Here is a 15,173-nt window from a genome sequence, read left to right as displayed (position 1 = left end):
CACCTCTTATTTTTCGTAACACGTATAGTTCGTTTTTTTAGATAAAATTTGTTTTGCAGCTTGGCAGTCTGGTTGATTTTTAAAAGACAATTGAAGAATCCCATAGATTTCTTCTCTCGTTTCTAAAATTTTAATATTTGTAAGAGAAAGGTCGGCTTCGCCTAAAATTTGCGTAATTTCAGCAATGATTCCTGGTTGATCTGGTACATCAACAAACAGATCATAGAAAGCTGGGATTGCGCCTTCTTTATGAATAGGCAATTGAGCACGTGTTTCTTTGGCCTTATCAAAAAAATTACGAATAGCTGGGGCATTTTTTTCTGTTAACCATTGGCAAACAGTAGTCATCTCTTTTTGCCAATTTTCTAGTAAGTCCAATAATACTAAGCGATTGCTTAATAAAATATCCGTCCACATCGTTGCATCAGAGGAAGCAATTCGAGTAATATCTCTGAATCCTCCAGCCGCTAGCTGCTGCGCTCTAGGGTAAGTGGTATTCAGTTGCTGACTTTCGTTCACTAACGCTGCGGCAACAATATGTGGCAAGTGACTTAGAGCACCAGTAATTTCATCATGTTCCTGTGCAGGCATCGTAATAAACTTCGCATGCGTTCCTTTTAGTAACGTTTGTAACTCCTGAATCTGTTTGTTTTTTTCGCCATGGTCATCGGTAAAAATATAGTAGGCATTTTCAAACAAACGTTCATCAGCGGCTGTTACGCCGGATTTATGTGAACCAGCCATTGGATGACCACCAATAAAATTTTTCATGTTAAGCTTTGTTGCTAACTGATTAATTTCCACCTTGGTACTACCCACATCTGTGATCAGAGCAGTTTCTAGTGATAATTGGTTTAATTCTTCTAGTTGTACTAAAGTTGCTTTAACTGGGGAACAAAGAAAAATAATCTCTGCTCGTCTTGCCCCACTTGTTAAAGATTCAGCTATCTCATCAATTAGACCCGTTTTCTTAGCAAATTCAGTTGCCTCCGCTTGATTATCGAAACCGATAATCTCACTGTTTGGATGCCCTTTTTTGATACACAAAGCCAGTGAACTCCCGATTAGCCCTAATCCTACGATTAAAATACGTTTCTTCATTTTTTCCCTCCATATACTTGCGACTTTCTTCCATTAAAAGTTTTGAGTATATAGACGATAACGTTTCACTGCTTCTTTCATTTGTTCAAATGAGTCACTATCAAATTTTTCGAGCATAGCCTTTGCTACTTCCGTTGCAACAACGGCTTCACAAACAACGCTAGCGGCCGGTACCGCCGTGCTATCAGAGCGCTCAACACTGGCCTTATAAGGCTCTTTTGTATCAATATTCACGCTTTGTAATGGTTTATAAAGGGTTGGAATAGGTTTCATGACACCACGAACGATGATTGGCATTCCGTTGGTCATTCCTCCTTCAAAACCGCCTAAATTGTTGGAAGTTCTGGTATAACCAGTACTTTCGTCCCAAACAATCTCGTCCATCACTTGACTACCAGGGCGTTGTGCCATTTCAAATCCAATGCCAAACTCAGCACCTTTAAAAGCGTTGATGCTTACAACTGCTTGCGCAATTTTGGCATCTAGTTTACGATCCCATTGGACATAGCTACCTAAGCCAGCTGGAACGCCACCCACAAGTACTTCTACTACCCCACCAATTGTATCGCCATTTTTCTTGGTTTGGTCAATTAGTTCTTTCATTTTTTCTTCTACGGAAGGATCTAATACGCGAACGGCAGATTGTTCAGATCGTTCTTGAATTTCACGAATCGTTAAATTTTCAGGGATCGTAGCTTCAATCCCACCTAATACCGCGACATGCCCAGCGACTTGGATATCCAGTTCAGCTAAGAGTTTTTTAGCAACCGCACCAATCGCCACACGCATCGTTGTTTCTCGTGCCGAAGACCGTTCTAAAACATTCCGTAAATCATCATGTTGATATTTCATGCCACCGACTAAATCAGCATGTCCTGGACGTGGTTTGCTGACGCGGCGGATTTTCTTTTGTTTTTCAGGAACTGGCTCTACTGACATCACGGAGGTCCAATTTTTCCAGTCTTTGTTTTCGACAATCAACGTTACTGGTGAGCCAAGTGTTTTACCATGCCGAATACCCGAAGTAATACGTACTTGGTCTTTTTCAATTTTCATCCGTCCCCCACGACCGTAACCGCCTTGACGTCTTGCTAATTCTCGGTTAATCTCTTCGCTACTTAAAGGCAAGCCGGCTGGTAAGCCTTCAATAATAGCAGTTAATTCAGGTCCATGTGATTCGCCTGCTGTAATAAAGCGCATCTTAAATTCCTCCTTCTCTGTTTAAAAATGCTCGAATTTCTTCCGTTGGTAAAGAGACAATTTTCGCTTGACCAATTTTTTCTAAGACAATGATTTTAATCTGTCCCCCACGTGTTTTTTTATCATGTGTAATTGCTTGATAGAGACGTTCTTCTGACCAACGATCTGTGGTTACTGGTAAATGGAACTTTTCTAGCATGGTGACCAACTCTTGGGTAGTCCCAAGTGGGGAAAGCCCTTGTTGTTCTGCGACTTGAGTTATTTGAATCATTCCTAAAGAAACGCCTTCACCGTGAGCAATCACCCCGTAACCAGCTGTATTTTCTAATGCGTGGCCGATCGTATGCCCAAAATTCAGAATCAAACGTAAGCCCAAATCTAATTCATCTTCTTCGACGACATCACGTTTAATCTTGCAACAGGCCGTGATAATTTCTTCTGCATGTGCCACTAAATCTTGTTCATTTTCCAAAGAGGATAAACGGTGCCACAATTCAACATCAGCGATAGCTGCTGATTTTACAATTTCTGCAATTCCTTCACGCACACGTCTAGGTTCTAATGTTTTAAGTGTATTAGGATCAATTAAAACCCCATCTGGTTGGGCAAAAGTACCGACAAGATTTTTGGCTTTTTTAGTATTAACCGCTGTTTTACCTCCAATGCTACTATCTACTTGTGCCAGTAAGGTTGTTGGTACTTGCAAAAAGTGAATACCGCGCATATAGGTTGAAGCGACAAATCCAGCTAGATCTCCCACAACGCCTCCACCTAAAGCAATTAGACCATCACTTCGAGTCAATTGCTGTTCCGCTAAAAAATCATAAAGCAGTTGAGCTATTTCGAGGCTCTTACTTTGTTCACCTGCCGCTACAGCAATCAATGATGTTTCAAAACCAGCAGCTTGCAATTCTTTCTCAACAGCTGCGCCATATAATTTATTCACCGTTTCATCGGTAATAATCGCTACCCGTTGTGGCTGCCACAGGCTACGTACCCAGGTGCCAATTTTATCTAAGGCACCTGTTTCGATGGTTAAATCATATGAATGTGTAGGTAACGTTACGGTTAATTTCATGTCCTCTACTCCTCTGTCTTTACTAATCTTCTAAAGCATTAATTTCTTTCATTGCTTTTTCGATGATATGAACTTCTTTCATCATACGTAGGTAAGTTTTTTCATTCAAGGATTGTGGCCCATCTGACCACGCATTCGCTGGATCTGGATGAATTTCTACAATCAAGCCGTCCGCACCTGAAGCAACACCTGCTCGGGCCATTGGCGGTACTAAATCCCAGATACCAACACCATGACTCGGATCAACAATAATTGGAAAATGACTTAATTTTTTAATTAAAGGCACCGCACTTAAATCAAGTGTATTGCGCGTAGCGGTTTCGTACGTACGAATCCCACGTTCAATGAAGATCACATTGAAATTTCCTTGCGCAGCAATGTATTCAGCTGCGTTTAGCCATTCATCAATCGTACCAGCAATCCCGCGTTTTAAGCCAATAGGTTTTCCAGTTTTACCAACCGCTTGTAATAACTTGAAATTTTGCATGTTGCGCGCACCGATTTGTAAAATGTCACTGTATTTTGCGACAAGTTCTAAATTCGCTTCATCCATCACTTCTGTAATGACTTGCATATCTAATTCATCAGCCGCTTGGCGAATGTATTTTAGTCCTCCTTCTTCTAGTCCTTGGAAAGCGTATGGCGACGTTCTAGGTTTGAATGCACCACCTCGTAAAATTGTTGCACCTCCAGCTTTAGCAATTCGCGCACATTCGCGAATCTGATCTAAGCTTTCGATTGAACAAGGGCCCGCCATCATGGTCATACTGCCGTCACCGATTTTAACACCGTTCACATCAACCACTGTATTCTCTGGATGAAATAAACGACTCGTTAGTTTGTAAGACAACGAAATGCGGACACTTTTCTCCACGCCTTCTAATGCTGTTAACTCTGCTTCAACTAATTTTTCTGTATCACCAATCAAGCCTATCACTGTTTTTCCATTATCTTGACTTGTTTGAGTAGTTAAGCCTGCACCTGTTACTAAATCAATGACTTGTTTCATTTGCTTTTCGGTTGCATTTTCTTTCATAATTACGATCATTATATTCTCTCCTCATGCCTTTAAACGGCGCTCTTTTTATCTATTTTCAATTTTACGTTTTACGACTGATACAGGCATTTTTTGTCCTGTCCATTGTTCAAAAGCAGCAGCGCCTTGATAAAGTAGCATGTCCAAGCCGTTGCTTGTTTCTGCACCACGTAAACGGGCTTCTTTTAATAACTGTGTTTCTCTGGGATTATAAATAGCATCATACACAAATAACTTCGGTTGAATCATTGCATAATTTTCTATAGGACTACTATGCGCATGTGGATGCATACCCACACTCGTTGCATTAACTAACAAGACGCTTTCAGCAACATCTTTTGCTAGTTTTTCAGTATCCGCTAAATCGTTTAAATGAATTACACAGTTGGTTCGTTCAGTGAAATTTGCCAGTTTTTTTTGACTGTCGTTAAAGCCCGCGCTTTTCCTGTTGTAAACGGCGATTTCTTTCACGCCATCTAAAGCAGCTTGGGCAATGATTGATAAGGCTGCACCACCTGTTCCTAAGATGGTCATTTTATCCTGAAAAACGTCAACCTTTTTCTCTTTCAAACTCCACATAAAACCAGTACCATCCGTGCTGTCTCCGTAAAGTTTTCCATCTTTGTTGACAATCGTATTAATTGCGCCAACCAGTTGAGCGGTAGGACTTAGTTCATCCATATAACTTACAGCCGCCACTTTATTGGGCATTGATAAGTTGGCCCCTAACATGTGAAACGTTCGAATCGCTTCAATTGCTTGTGGCAATGTCTCTTGTCCAACGTCAAACGCCAGATACCGAGCATCAACTCCTAAATTTTGAAATGCTGTATTATGAATCAACGGTGAAATACTGTGTTGGCTGGGTTTCGCGAATAGCCCAGCTAAACGAGTGGCTCCAGTTATTTCTTTCATCCTGTGTGCTCCTTTACGAAATTTTTTTAGTAAGTTTCTGAAATCCTAATTTTTGGCCAAACAAAAAGGATATTCACAGTAAATTTTAAGAAAAATCTACAGTGAATACCCTACAAAAAAGCAATATAAAAGCCACTATAGATTTTCTTAAATCTACATGGCTGAAAGTCATCTTAAATTTCCCTAGCCATTATAGATACAAACGTTTGTTGTCTGTACCCATAATGTTATGAATACAAACCTATCTAAAATAGCTAAAGTAAAAGTTATTCAGTTGTGTATGGTTTTTCTTCGTTGTTGTCATAAGAATCACTCCAAAACTGATTTAATTAAGAATTGTTAACAGTATACCGCTAGAAAAAACATGTGTCAACACTTATTCGCTTATTTTTTCGACTATTCCATTAAAACCAATGTTATTTTATTCGTCAAAAGACTGAAAAAAGCCACAGGAACCAGTCATTTCACTGATTCCTGTGGAGCAAAAATTATTTTAATTCTTCAGCGTATACATCATCAACTGTTTGTGTTGGGTCGATAACAATGTATAAGTTTTTAGTTTTTTCGCTGACTTTTGTAGATTGATAGATGTTATCCAAGCCCTCATCTGTTTTATCTTTGTAAGGGAAATAAACTAAATCTGGTGTGCCATTTTTGTAAAGAATTTCCATACGTTCGATATCTTCATATTTTAAAGCACGAGAGAACATCCCTAATTCTAAGCCACCTAAGTTAATATCGTGGGTTTGAACATGATCTCCTTCTTGGAAAATTTCAATTTTGAACCCTTCACATGGATGAATTTCAACAAATTCACTACCATGGATACGGCCAAAACTTGTTGTAATATGTTTGATCCATAAATCACCAATAAAACGACGATCAATCGTCCAAGTTTCACCATTTCTGAAATAAAATTTAAGTCCTGTCATTTCTCTAGCCATAGCACAAATCTCCTTACTTAAAAATAATTTCTTACATTATTAGTTTACCATACTTTTGATAAACGGTCACAAACTTTCGCTGTAGATTCTTAATCTTTTGTTATTCTTTTTAAAAAAGAATCAATCTCAACTACTGCACGTTGGTGAGAACCTTTGGCAATTTGTCGTTCTCCTTCATAAGCAACAAATTCATAGCGTATTTTGTGTGCAGTCTGTTCAATGCTGGTCATCGTAACAACGATTGTCGCCCCTACCGCGGATGGAAATAAGTGGCGCAATTCTAACACCGTTCCGACAGTTGTTTCCCCAACTGATAATTGGTCCTTCACAGCTTCTTTGGCTGTTTGTTCAATCATGGCAGCTAAAGCAGGGGTTCCTAAAACTTCTAAGTCACCAGAACCGAGCATTTTAGCCGTTTGTGATTCTTTCACCAAGAATTCTTTTGTAAACATTTCTGTTGGCATTATGCTTTCTCTCCTTTTGAACGTTGTTTTTTGGCAAACGAAAGCAGAACTTCTTGTTTATTCTCTAAGCTACCTTCAACAACGTGTTGCTCGATTTCAGCAATCAGTTCCCCTAACCATTTGCCTGGTGTTTCTTCTAAGACGGCTAAAAGGTCTTTTCCTGTTATGGCCAATTCATGTCTTTGATGGATGGGTAATGCCTTAACTAACTCTTTTGTTACTTGTACTTGACTCTCTTGTTGGTAATAATATAAAAGCCTTTCAACAAGTACTGCTGATTCTTCGCCTAATTCATAAAGCATCATTGGCTGCCAGTCGTTACTCAAGCGAAAACGCAAACCGCGTACTAATTGTGAAACGTTTTGGATTAATTGATTTGAAAGTTTCCAAGCCTTTAAGAAGGAGCGAATTTCTGCTTCTGGTAAATTCAACGATTGGATAAGTAACGTCCACGCTTCTGCTTCTGTTTCAATTTGACGAGCAGGCAAGTCCATTAAACGAAAAAGTCCAGCCCCTTGTTCTCGTAATTTTGGACAGTATTGATAGCATTCTGTTTCAATAAACGGAGCTAAGCCACCTTGTCGATTAACCCCTAAAAGCATTTTTACAAATTCAATTGTAATGCGTTCTACTGAAATTTTTTCCAATAAAGGATGAAATTCAGCGATAGCGGCTAAGGTTTTTTCTTCAATTTTAAAATCTAATTGGCTAGCAAAGCGTAAGCCCCGCATCATTCGCAGAGCATCTTCATGAAACCGCTCATGGGGATTACCGACTGCACGAATGGTTTGATTAGTTAAATCTTCGATACCATCAAATAAATCAATGATTTCACCTGTGCTGTCGAGCGCCAAGGCATTAATCGTAAAATCTCGCCGTTTTAAATCTTCTTTCAAGGAGCGAACAAAGGTGACTTCATCTGGTCGGCGAAAGTCTTGATAAGTTGACTCGGTACGAAAGGTTGTTACTTCATACTGTTGGTCTTCCATCAATACAAGGACTGTGCCATGTTCGATGCCCACATCAACGGTTCGTTTAAAAATTTGCTTAATTTCTTCTGGATAGGCACTTGTCGCAATATCGACATCATGGATTGGTTTATTTAATAAAGCATCACGGACGCTGCCCCCGACAAAATACGCTTCAAAGCCCTGTGCATTGATTTCACGAATAACGGGAGCGGCTTCTTTAAATTCGTTTGGAATAGTTGTCAATTTCATAGCATCTGTTCCAATCCGTAAAGTAGTTCTGTTCTCTGTACCACTTGCCGACAAGCTAACGCTACTCCTGTCATGAATGAACGCCGATCATAAGAATCATGCCGAATAGTGAGCCCTTCACCTACACTGCCAAATTGGACTTGTTGGTGTGCCACTAAACCAGGTAAGCGGACACTATGGATTCGCAGACCCTCGAAATCAGCCCCGCGTGCCCCTGGTATTGATTCTACCTCTTGCGGATTCCCTTGTTTTTTTGCTGGCCGAACTTCTTGAATCATTTCTGCAGTTTTTATAGCCGTTCCGCTCGGTGCATCCAATTTGTTATCATGATGTAATTCAATGATTTCCACATCTGGAAAATACTGCGCCGCTTTTTGGGCAAATTGCATCATTAAAACTGCCCCAATTGCAAAATTTGGCGCAATCAAGCCGCCGATGGCTTTTTCTCGAGATAGGTTTGTCAATTCGTTGATTTGTTCCTCCGTAAAGCCTGTCGTCCCAACAACAGGCGCCATACCGTGTTCCAACGCAAAACGCGTATTTGGATAGGCGGCTTCAGGAACCGTAAAATCAATCCAAACATCTGGTTTGACAGCTAGGACTTCTTCTAAGCGCTGAAAAACGGGAATTGCTGTTTCATCATTGAAAGAAACAGTTTCTTGTGCTTCATGAGGATCATACACACCTACTAATTCAAAGTCTGCGGTTTCTAAGACCATTTGTGTAGCAGTACTGCCCATCCGTCCTTTAAACCCAGCGACAATTATTTTAATCATGTGTTTTCCCATCCTTTCTTTCAAAGCGATAGCGATCCCGCTTGTTAAATTTGGCCATATTTTCTTCAAAAACTTCGGTTAAATCAATCTCTAAAGAATTTGCCATGCTAATCAATACAAAAAAGACATCTCCAAGTTCCTCTGATACTGTCTTTGGTTTTTCGTCTGCTTTTTTCTGTTTTTCACCATAATAATGATTGACTTCACGGGCTAATTCTCCGACCTCTTCCGTCAAACGAGCCATTTGTCCTAATGGTGAAAAATAGCCTGTTTTAAACTGTTGAATATAATCATCAACTTCTGTTTGCATCGATTGCAAACTACGTTGTTCTGATTCTGACATTTTACCCCAACCTTTCTTACTCTACCTCCTACATCTTATCAAAAACTTGGCTATCTGGAAAGGTTCTACTTGTTGTTTTATATAGAGAATGATACAGTTTATACTGTAAAAGGACGTGATTAAATGGAAGAACAAAGATTTTATTTTAAAGATGTGTTATTTATTGTATTAGGAAGCTGTATCTATGCCTTTGGTTTGGTTACTTTCAATATTGCCAATGACCTGGCCGAAGGTGGTGTCACGGGGATTACTTTGATTTTAAGAGCCTTATTTCATTTTAACCCAGCATATACGACATTATTAATCAATATTCCGCTCTTATTAATTGGTGGGAAAATTTTAGGCAAACGTTCCCTCTATTATACGCTAATTGGTACCGTGTCGTTATCGGTATTTTTGTGGTTTTGGCAAAAATTTCCTGTTGAAATTAATTTAGATCATGATTTATTGATTGCTGCTCTCTTAGCTGGTTTGGCCGCAGGATTCGGTAGTGGCCTTGTTTACCGCGTAGGCGGAACCACTGGTGGGACCGACGTCATTGCCCGCATTTTCGAAAAATACTTTGGGATTAGCATGGGCCGCTCGTTGTTACTTTTTGATGTTGCAGTCTTACTCCTCTCGTTGACCTATATTGATGTCAAACGAATGATGTATACTTTAATTGTGTCCTTTGTTTTCAGTCGTGTTGTTGATTCTGTACTCGATGGAGCCTATGCTGCGAAAGGAATTTTAATTGTTTCCAATCATTCCGAAGAAATCGGTCAAAGTTTAATGGCTTCTTTAGAACGTGGGGTAACATATTTAAATGGTGAAGGTGCTTATTCACAAGTGGAAAAACGGGTTCTCTACACGGTAGTCAGCCCTCGAGAAATAATGGAAGTCAAACGGATTGCTAATGAAATAGATGAAAAAGCCTTTGTGTCCATCATTAACGTACATGAAGCAATTGGCGAAGGCTTTACTTATGCAAAACCCAGCAAACAACGGCGCTTTAAATTAAAACAATAAATAAAACCCAGCATTTTCAATAAATGCTGGGTTTTATTTATTGTTGTTTCAAACGATTTAATTCATCGGATAATTCTAAAAACGCTTCTTTGTTGCCTGTTTCTAAAGCATCATCAATTTGAGCTTTAAGTAATGCCATTCGCTGCGTTTGTTCTTCTTGCTTAAAATATTGATCAATCGCTCTGGCAACTTCCTGATCCACTTGTTCATTCCATGGCGCAAACGGATTATCTTCTAAAACAGATAAATACTGGCTCGTTTGCCAAGCCTCTGGAAATACACATTCTAAATAAAGAGCTTTCCGCCAATTCATCCGAATCTCGTGAAAAATTTGTTCCGGATCTGTAAATTCTTGTGCTTGGATAAAAAGCAATAACGGCTCCTTACCTAAACCATCCGCTACCACACGAATCCCCCGATCGGTTTTTTCTACGTTCTCAACAAAATGAACATTATTTAAAATCGCATCGTGCGTTAATAAGTAATTTAAAATCCACAGTACTTCTCTTCTTCCAAAAGGCACGGTATTCACTAACCAAGTTAAAAATTTTTTCTTTTCTGATAAACTAACAAACATCGTCGTTTCCTATCTTTCTTCCATATCTGCTAGCACAGATTGCATGTCGACATCACCAGGTTCATGTTCCAAATAGTGGTATAACAAGTGTTTTGCTTTTTCAAGTTCGCCTTCTTCTCGTAAGAACAATGCGTATTCTTTTAGAAATTCTGGTTCGTGAGACAATTCTTGCGCTGCTTGTTCATAATGAACTTTAGCGACGGCAAAGTCTTCTAATTCGTTGTACGCTTTTGCTAAGTTCCATTCAGCATAAGGATGATCCGTTTCCTCTAAATCATTTAAGATAGTAATTACTTCCTCAAAACGCTCTTCCGTGATGTAGAGATTACTTAAGGTCAAACGACTTTCATCTGTTTTCTCACCTAATTCCAAAGCTTTTAACAACCAGTTTTCAGCACCAGCAATATCGTGTAAGCGATAGGCATTTTCAGAGGCAAATTGGTATAACTCTACTTGGAAGGGATTTTCCGCAATTCCTTCTTCGATCACCGCTTTTGCTTCCTCTAATTGCTCTTCTTCTTGGAGCGCTTCCGCTAAATATAGATAAAGTGATTGATAATGTGGGTTTAGTGTTTTTAATTGCTGGAACAACGCAATGGCTTTTTGATTCTCATGTAACTGTAAATAAGTGAAAGCTAACTGGAATAAACGATCGTCTGTTTGTTCTTCTTTGACTGCGGCTTCCAAATAAGGAACCGCTTCTTCAAAATCACCTAACATGCTGTAACTACTTCCTAAGCGTTCATTCAAGGAAATAGCAGAGATTTGCGCTGTCCCACTTTCTACAATGCTTTGATAACGAGTAATAGCCTCGACAAATTGACCATTTGTAAAGTATAGTTCTCCCAAAGCAAATTGAATTAACGGCTCTTCTGGCATAAGATTGGCTGCTTCTTTTAATTTCGCTTCACTGACTTCTGGAATCCCTAAAACTTGGTACAAATCCGCAGTTACTAAGAGACTTTGGACATAACTGTCACTAGTTTCTGGAATTTTTTCTAAATAGATGAATGCGTCATCTATTTCATTATTTTCAATGGCGATTTCTGCTAATGGAATGTTTAAGCCATCTGCATCGGGAAATTGTTCCAACAACTGTTGGAAAATTTGTTTGGCTTCTTCTAGAAAACCTAAAGATAATAACGTTTCCCCTAAATCAGCTAAGGTATTTTCATCATCTTTCTTTAATGCTTCTTCAAACATTAACTGTGCTTCTGCTAAATTTTCAGCTTGTAATGCTTGAACCATTTTTTCACTATATGACATAATTTCCCCTCAAATCTCTTTTAAAATTTCTTGGTATCTTTCAATCGTTGTTAACAGTTGATCGGGCGTTGGCTTTAAAGCTGCTCCTAGTTGACCGATTTTTTCCAACACCATAGGAGGACCTAGTGTTTCTGTGTGAAGCAAAACTTGTTCTGCGTAATCAGCACTTAAAATTTCTTTTGGAAACGCCACCGGAAAACCTAAGCGAATAAACCAAATGATAAAATTTTTAAATTGAAAGTCAAAGTGATTGACTTGCTGGCTCCATAAAACTTGTAACAACAATCCCAATAATCGTTTCATGGGACCTGATAACAAATGGCCATTTTCGGTTGTAGCAAAGGCCGCTTCAAAAACTCGGCCAAATTGATCCACTTTTTCCCCTGCTTGTTCATAAAAGGATAACAACTCGTCTAAAATACCATTAAATGACGTTTGATTCAACCGTTTTTTATCTGGATACGTTTGGTATAGCATTTGTAAATAAGCATAATCACAGACAAGACTCGCTCGAATAAAAACGAGCAAATCAATTAAAGGAGCGGCACCTTTTTTATTGGTCAAGGTACTATCAAACAAAATTTCTTCTGAATGATTTTCTATATGCATGGTTGCATGCTGTGCTTGCTGAATTGTGACACTTGGTAAAAGTCCTTGCCGTAACGCTTGAACAGACACAGGCATCAGCCAACATTTGGAGGAACACTTACTTACTTGGTGCAAAAATGCGGTTAATTGTAGTACCCCTTCATTACCTAAACCAATCAATAAAACATCCTGATTTTCTGGCCAATCAGCTAAGAAACGTAACACACTTTCTAATTCTGATAAGTCATTGCAATGAACATCATTGCGACAAATATACCAGTTTAATCCCAACTGTTCCCCAAAGGCATAATTAATCTTCTCCGAAAAAAGATCATAGTAACGCTGATTCGCCAAAACAACGATTGACTCCGTCGTTACTGGTCGTTTTTTTAGGACGGAAGCAAATGTTTCTCCATAAATAATAGCGACCTTGTTTTCCCCTCTAGAATAGTTGTATTTCATTGATTCACCACCTTAAGACTGTTTCCTCTTCCTTCACCCCAAGTCTAGCATAACCACTAAAAAACAGCTACTGGCAACAACTTATTTTTGTCCTTCATTCATAAATCTTTCTCTTTTTATCAAAAAAGCAAGGAGCGAGTGTCGAACCGTTCCCGCTTGATTCTCGGAGCGAAGCACGTTTTTCTCACCCAAGGTTCGTTACAATTTAGCCTTTTAGCGTGCTGTTTCGACCACCTCTTAAAATAACATTTTTTATGTATGATTCAAAAAAGAACCCTTGGAAACCAAGGGTTCTAATTGTCTGTCTTATTTCACTGCATCTTTCAATGCTTTACCTGGTTTGAATGCAGGTACTTTGCTTGCAGCGATTTGAATTTCTTGTCCAGTTTGTGGGTTACGTCCTTTACGAGCTGCGCGTTCGCGAACTTCAAAGTTACCAAAACCGATTAATTGAACTTTTTCACCTTTAGCAAGAGTTTCTTGAATTGTTGAAAAGACAGCGTCTACTGCTGCAGTAGCATCTTTTTTAGTTAAACCAGTTGAAGATGCAACGTTTTCGATTAATTCTGCTTTATTTGCCATGGATCATTTCACCTCCTCTATAAGAGATACGATGTTTTTACACACCTAAAGTTCCGTCTATTTTTGAGTGGTCCAAAAACAGACAGCAAATATTGATCTGGTTCAATATTCTGTTAACAAGATAGCATAAGAAAGTTGTAATAGCAAGGTTTTTAGTGTATTTTAACCAGTTTTTTCAAAAAATAATCATTTTTTCTCAAAGTTGATAAATTTATTTGAATATCTAAAAAAAGTATGGTAGAATGCACTATTTTCGGCGTCGCGGAATGATTTTAATCGGTGTACCCTCAAACGTAAATGCTTTTCTGATTTGATTTTCTAAAAACCGGGCATAAGAAAAGTGCATTAGTTCTTCTTCGTTGACAAAAATAACAAATGTAGGTGGTTTGACTGCCACTTGTGTTGCATAAAAAATCTTCAAACGTTTTCCTTTATCGGTTGGTGTCGGATTAATTGCTACAGCATCCATTACAACGTCATTTAACAACGCTGAAGGAATCCGTAAGTTTTGATTCATACTTACTGTTTCAATTAGTTCAGGCAGTTTATTTAAACGTTGTTTGGTTAATGCAGACACAAAAATAATAGGTGCATAATCTAAATATTGGAATTCATCACGAATTTCCGCTTCAAAATCACGCATTGTATTTGTATCTTTTTTGACTGTATCCCATTTGTTGACCACGATAATAATACCACGACCTGCTTCATGGGCATAGCCCGCCACACGCTTGTCTTGCTCACGAATACCTTCTTCTGCATTCAAGACCATTAAAACAATGTCTGAGCGTTCAATGGCCCGCATTGCGCGCATGACGCTATATTTTTCAGTTGATTCGTATACTTTCCCACGTTTACGCATACCAGCAGTATCAATCATTAAGAACTTTTGACCTTCTTCAGATTCAAAATACGTATCGATTGCGTCTCGCGTTGTTCCTTCAATATCTGAAACAATCACACGATCTTCACCAAGAATAGCATTAATCAATGATGATTTACCGACATTTGGACGCCCGATTAAACTAAATTTAATTGTATCTTCGTCCTCTTCTTCTGAAGTGTTAGGAAAATGTTTAACTGCTTCGTCTAACACATCGCCAATGCCTAAACCATGACTACCAGAAACTGGGAAAGGATCCCCTAGTCCTAAAGCATAAAATTCATAAATATCATTACGCATTTCAGGATTGTCAACTTTATTAACAGCTAAGATCACTGGTTTATTACTACGATATAAAATTTTTGCTACTAACTCATCTGCATCAGTAATTCCTTCACGGCCACTAGCAACAAAGATAATCACATCTGCTTCATCAATCGCAATTTCTGCTTGGTGTTTGATTTGATCCATAAATGGTTCGTCACCTAAATCAATCCCACCTGTATCAATAATACTAAATTCACGCCCTAACCATTCTCCAGTTGTATAAATACGGTCGCGTGTTACGCCAGGAGTATCTTCTACAATCGAGATACGCACACCGGCAATGCGGTTAAAAATAGTCGATTTACCGACATTCGGTCTACCGACAATCGCAATAGTTGGATTTGCCATTTGATTCCCTCCTTGAGAATTTCAATCCTTACTAGTTTACCTAATCAAACCTTAA

General features: G+C 38.8%; 16 protein-coding genes. 1 reads left to right on the top strand and 15 read right to left on the bottom strand.

The annotated features are described in order from the left end of the window. Positions 1-6: 6 nt before the first annotated feature. From IGL32_RS06100 to IGL32_RS06055, 10 genes are all read right to left on the bottom strand, one after another. The gene (locus tag IGL32_RS06100) at positions 7-1,101 is read right to left on the bottom strand and encodes a prephenate dehydrogenase (protein ID WP_002382322.1); all 1,095 of its coding nucleotides are present in this window, start codon (positions 1,099-1,101) and stop codon (positions 7-9) included. A gap of 33 nt (positions 1,102-1,134) precedes the next feature. Further along, a complete protein-coding gene (aroC, locus tag IGL32_RS06095) occupies positions 1,135-2,301 on the bottom strand; it encodes a chorismate synthase (protein WP_002357582.1) in 1,167 nt (388 codons plus the stop codon). A 1-nt stretch (position 2,302) separates the two neighbouring features. Beyond that, complete coding sequence (aroB, locus tag IGL32_RS06090; protein ID WP_002382321.1) at positions 2,303-3,379, bottom strand: 3-dehydroquinate synthase; 1,077 nt, start codon at positions 3,377-3,379, stop codon at positions 2,303-2,305. Between the two features lie 22 nt (positions 3,380-3,401). Then, on the bottom strand, positions 3,402-4,427 hold the full coding sequence (gene aroF / locus IGL32_RS06085; RefSeq protein ID WP_430600118.1) for a 3-deoxy-7-phosphoheptulonate synthase: 1,026 nt from the start codon (positions 4,425-4,427) through the stop codon (positions 3,402-3,404). Positions 4,428-4,463: 36 nt separating this feature from the next. Continuing rightward, positions 4,464-5,330: a shikimate dehydrogenase gene (gene aroE / locus IGL32_RS06080; RefSeq protein WP_156210033.1), complete on the bottom strand. Its 867-nt coding sequence runs from the start codon at positions 5,328-5,330 to the stop codon at positions 4,464-4,466. 488 nt (positions 5,331-5,818) lie between these two features. Continuing rightward, the gene (locus tag IGL32_RS06075; RefSeq protein ID WP_002357586.1) at positions 5,819-6,274 is read right to left on the bottom strand and encodes a hypothetical protein; all 456 of its coding nucleotides are present in this window, start codon (positions 6,272-6,274) and stop codon (positions 5,819-5,821) included. Between the two features lie 89 nt (positions 6,275-6,363). Then, positions 6,364-6,738 carry a thioesterase family protein gene (locus tag IGL32_RS06070; RefSeq protein WP_002357588.1) on the bottom strand — a complete coding sequence of 125 codons (375 nt, stop codon included), beginning with the start codon at positions 6,736-6,738 and terminating at the stop codon, positions 6,364-6,366. Further along, on the bottom strand, positions 6,738-7,958 hold the full coding sequence (locus IGL32_RS06065) for a CCA tRNA nucleotidyltransferase (RefSeq protein ID WP_002365655.1): 1,221 nt from the start codon (positions 7,956-7,958) through the stop codon (positions 6,738-6,740). The genes IGL32_RS06070 and IGL32_RS06065 overlap by 1 nt, the downstream gene beginning before the upstream one ends. After that, positions 7,955-8,734, bottom strand: a complete 780-nt coding sequence (gene dapB, locus IGL32_RS06060) for a 4-hydroxy-tetrahydrodipicolinate reductase (RefSeq protein WP_002357591.1) — start codon at positions 8,732-8,734, stop codon at positions 7,955-7,957. The genes IGL32_RS06065 and dapB overlap by 4 nt, the downstream gene beginning before the upstream one ends. Further along, the gene (locus tag IGL32_RS06055) at positions 8,727-9,077 is read right to left on the bottom strand and encodes a nucleotide pyrophosphohydrolase (RefSeq protein ID WP_002363944.1); all 351 of its coding nucleotides are present in this window, start codon (positions 9,075-9,077) and stop codon (positions 8,727-8,729) included. Before IGL32_RS06055 ends, dapB begins: the two co-directional genes overlap by 8 nt. A gap of 123 nt (positions 9,078-9,200) precedes the next feature. Here IGL32_RS06055 and IGL32_RS06050 point away from each other — a divergent pair, with 123 nt between their 5' ends. Then, positions 9,201-10,085 carry a YitT family protein gene (locus IGL32_RS06050; protein WP_002357595.1) on the top strand — a complete coding sequence of 295 codons (885 nt, stop codon included), beginning with the start codon at positions 9,201-9,203 and terminating at the stop codon, positions 10,083-10,085. A 37-nt stretch (positions 10,086-10,122) separates the two neighbouring features. Here the strand turns inward: IGL32_RS06050 and IGL32_RS06045 are convergent, their stop codons facing one another. From IGL32_RS06045 to der, 5 genes are all read right to left on the bottom strand, one after another. Then, positions 10,123-10,662: a ReoY family proteolytic degradation factor gene (locus IGL32_RS06045; RefSeq protein WP_002360333.1), complete on the bottom strand. Its 540-nt coding sequence runs from the start codon at positions 10,660-10,662 to the stop codon at positions 10,123-10,125. Positions 10,663-10,671: 9 nt separating this feature from the next. Continuing rightward, positions 10,672-11,928 (bottom strand): tetratricopeptide repeat protein, encoded by a 1,257-nt coding sequence (locus IGL32_RS06040; RefSeq protein ID WP_002360336.1) that lies wholly within the window; start codon positions 11,926-11,928, stop codon positions 10,672-10,674. A gap of 9 nt (positions 11,929-11,937) precedes the next feature. Further along, on the bottom strand, positions 11,938-12,978 hold the full coding sequence (locus tag IGL32_RS06035) for a hypothetical protein (protein ID WP_002379442.1): 1,041 nt from the start codon (positions 12,976-12,978) through the stop codon (positions 11,938-11,940). 306 nt (positions 12,979-13,284) lie between these two features. Next, the gene (locus tag IGL32_RS06030) at positions 13,285-13,560 is read right to left on the bottom strand and encodes an HU family DNA-binding protein (protein ID WP_002357604.1); all 276 of its coding nucleotides are present in this window, start codon (positions 13,558-13,560) and stop codon (positions 13,285-13,287) included. 247 nt (positions 13,561-13,807) lie between these two features. Continuing rightward, positions 13,808-15,118 (bottom strand): ribosome biogenesis GTPase Der, encoded by a 1,311-nt coding sequence (der, locus tag IGL32_RS06025; protein WP_002379441.1) that lies wholly within the window; start codon positions 15,116-15,118, stop codon positions 13,808-13,810. Between the last annotated feature and the right edge of the window lie 55 nt (positions 15,119-15,173).

This window comes from Enterococcus sp. AZ035, assembly GCF_050548325.1.
Lineage (GTDB): Bacteria > Bacillota > Bacilli > Lactobacillales > Enterococcaceae > Enterococcus > Enterococcus faecalis.
Note: the sequence above shows the minus strand (reverse complement) of the source record. Positions and strands in the feature narration are given on the sequence as shown.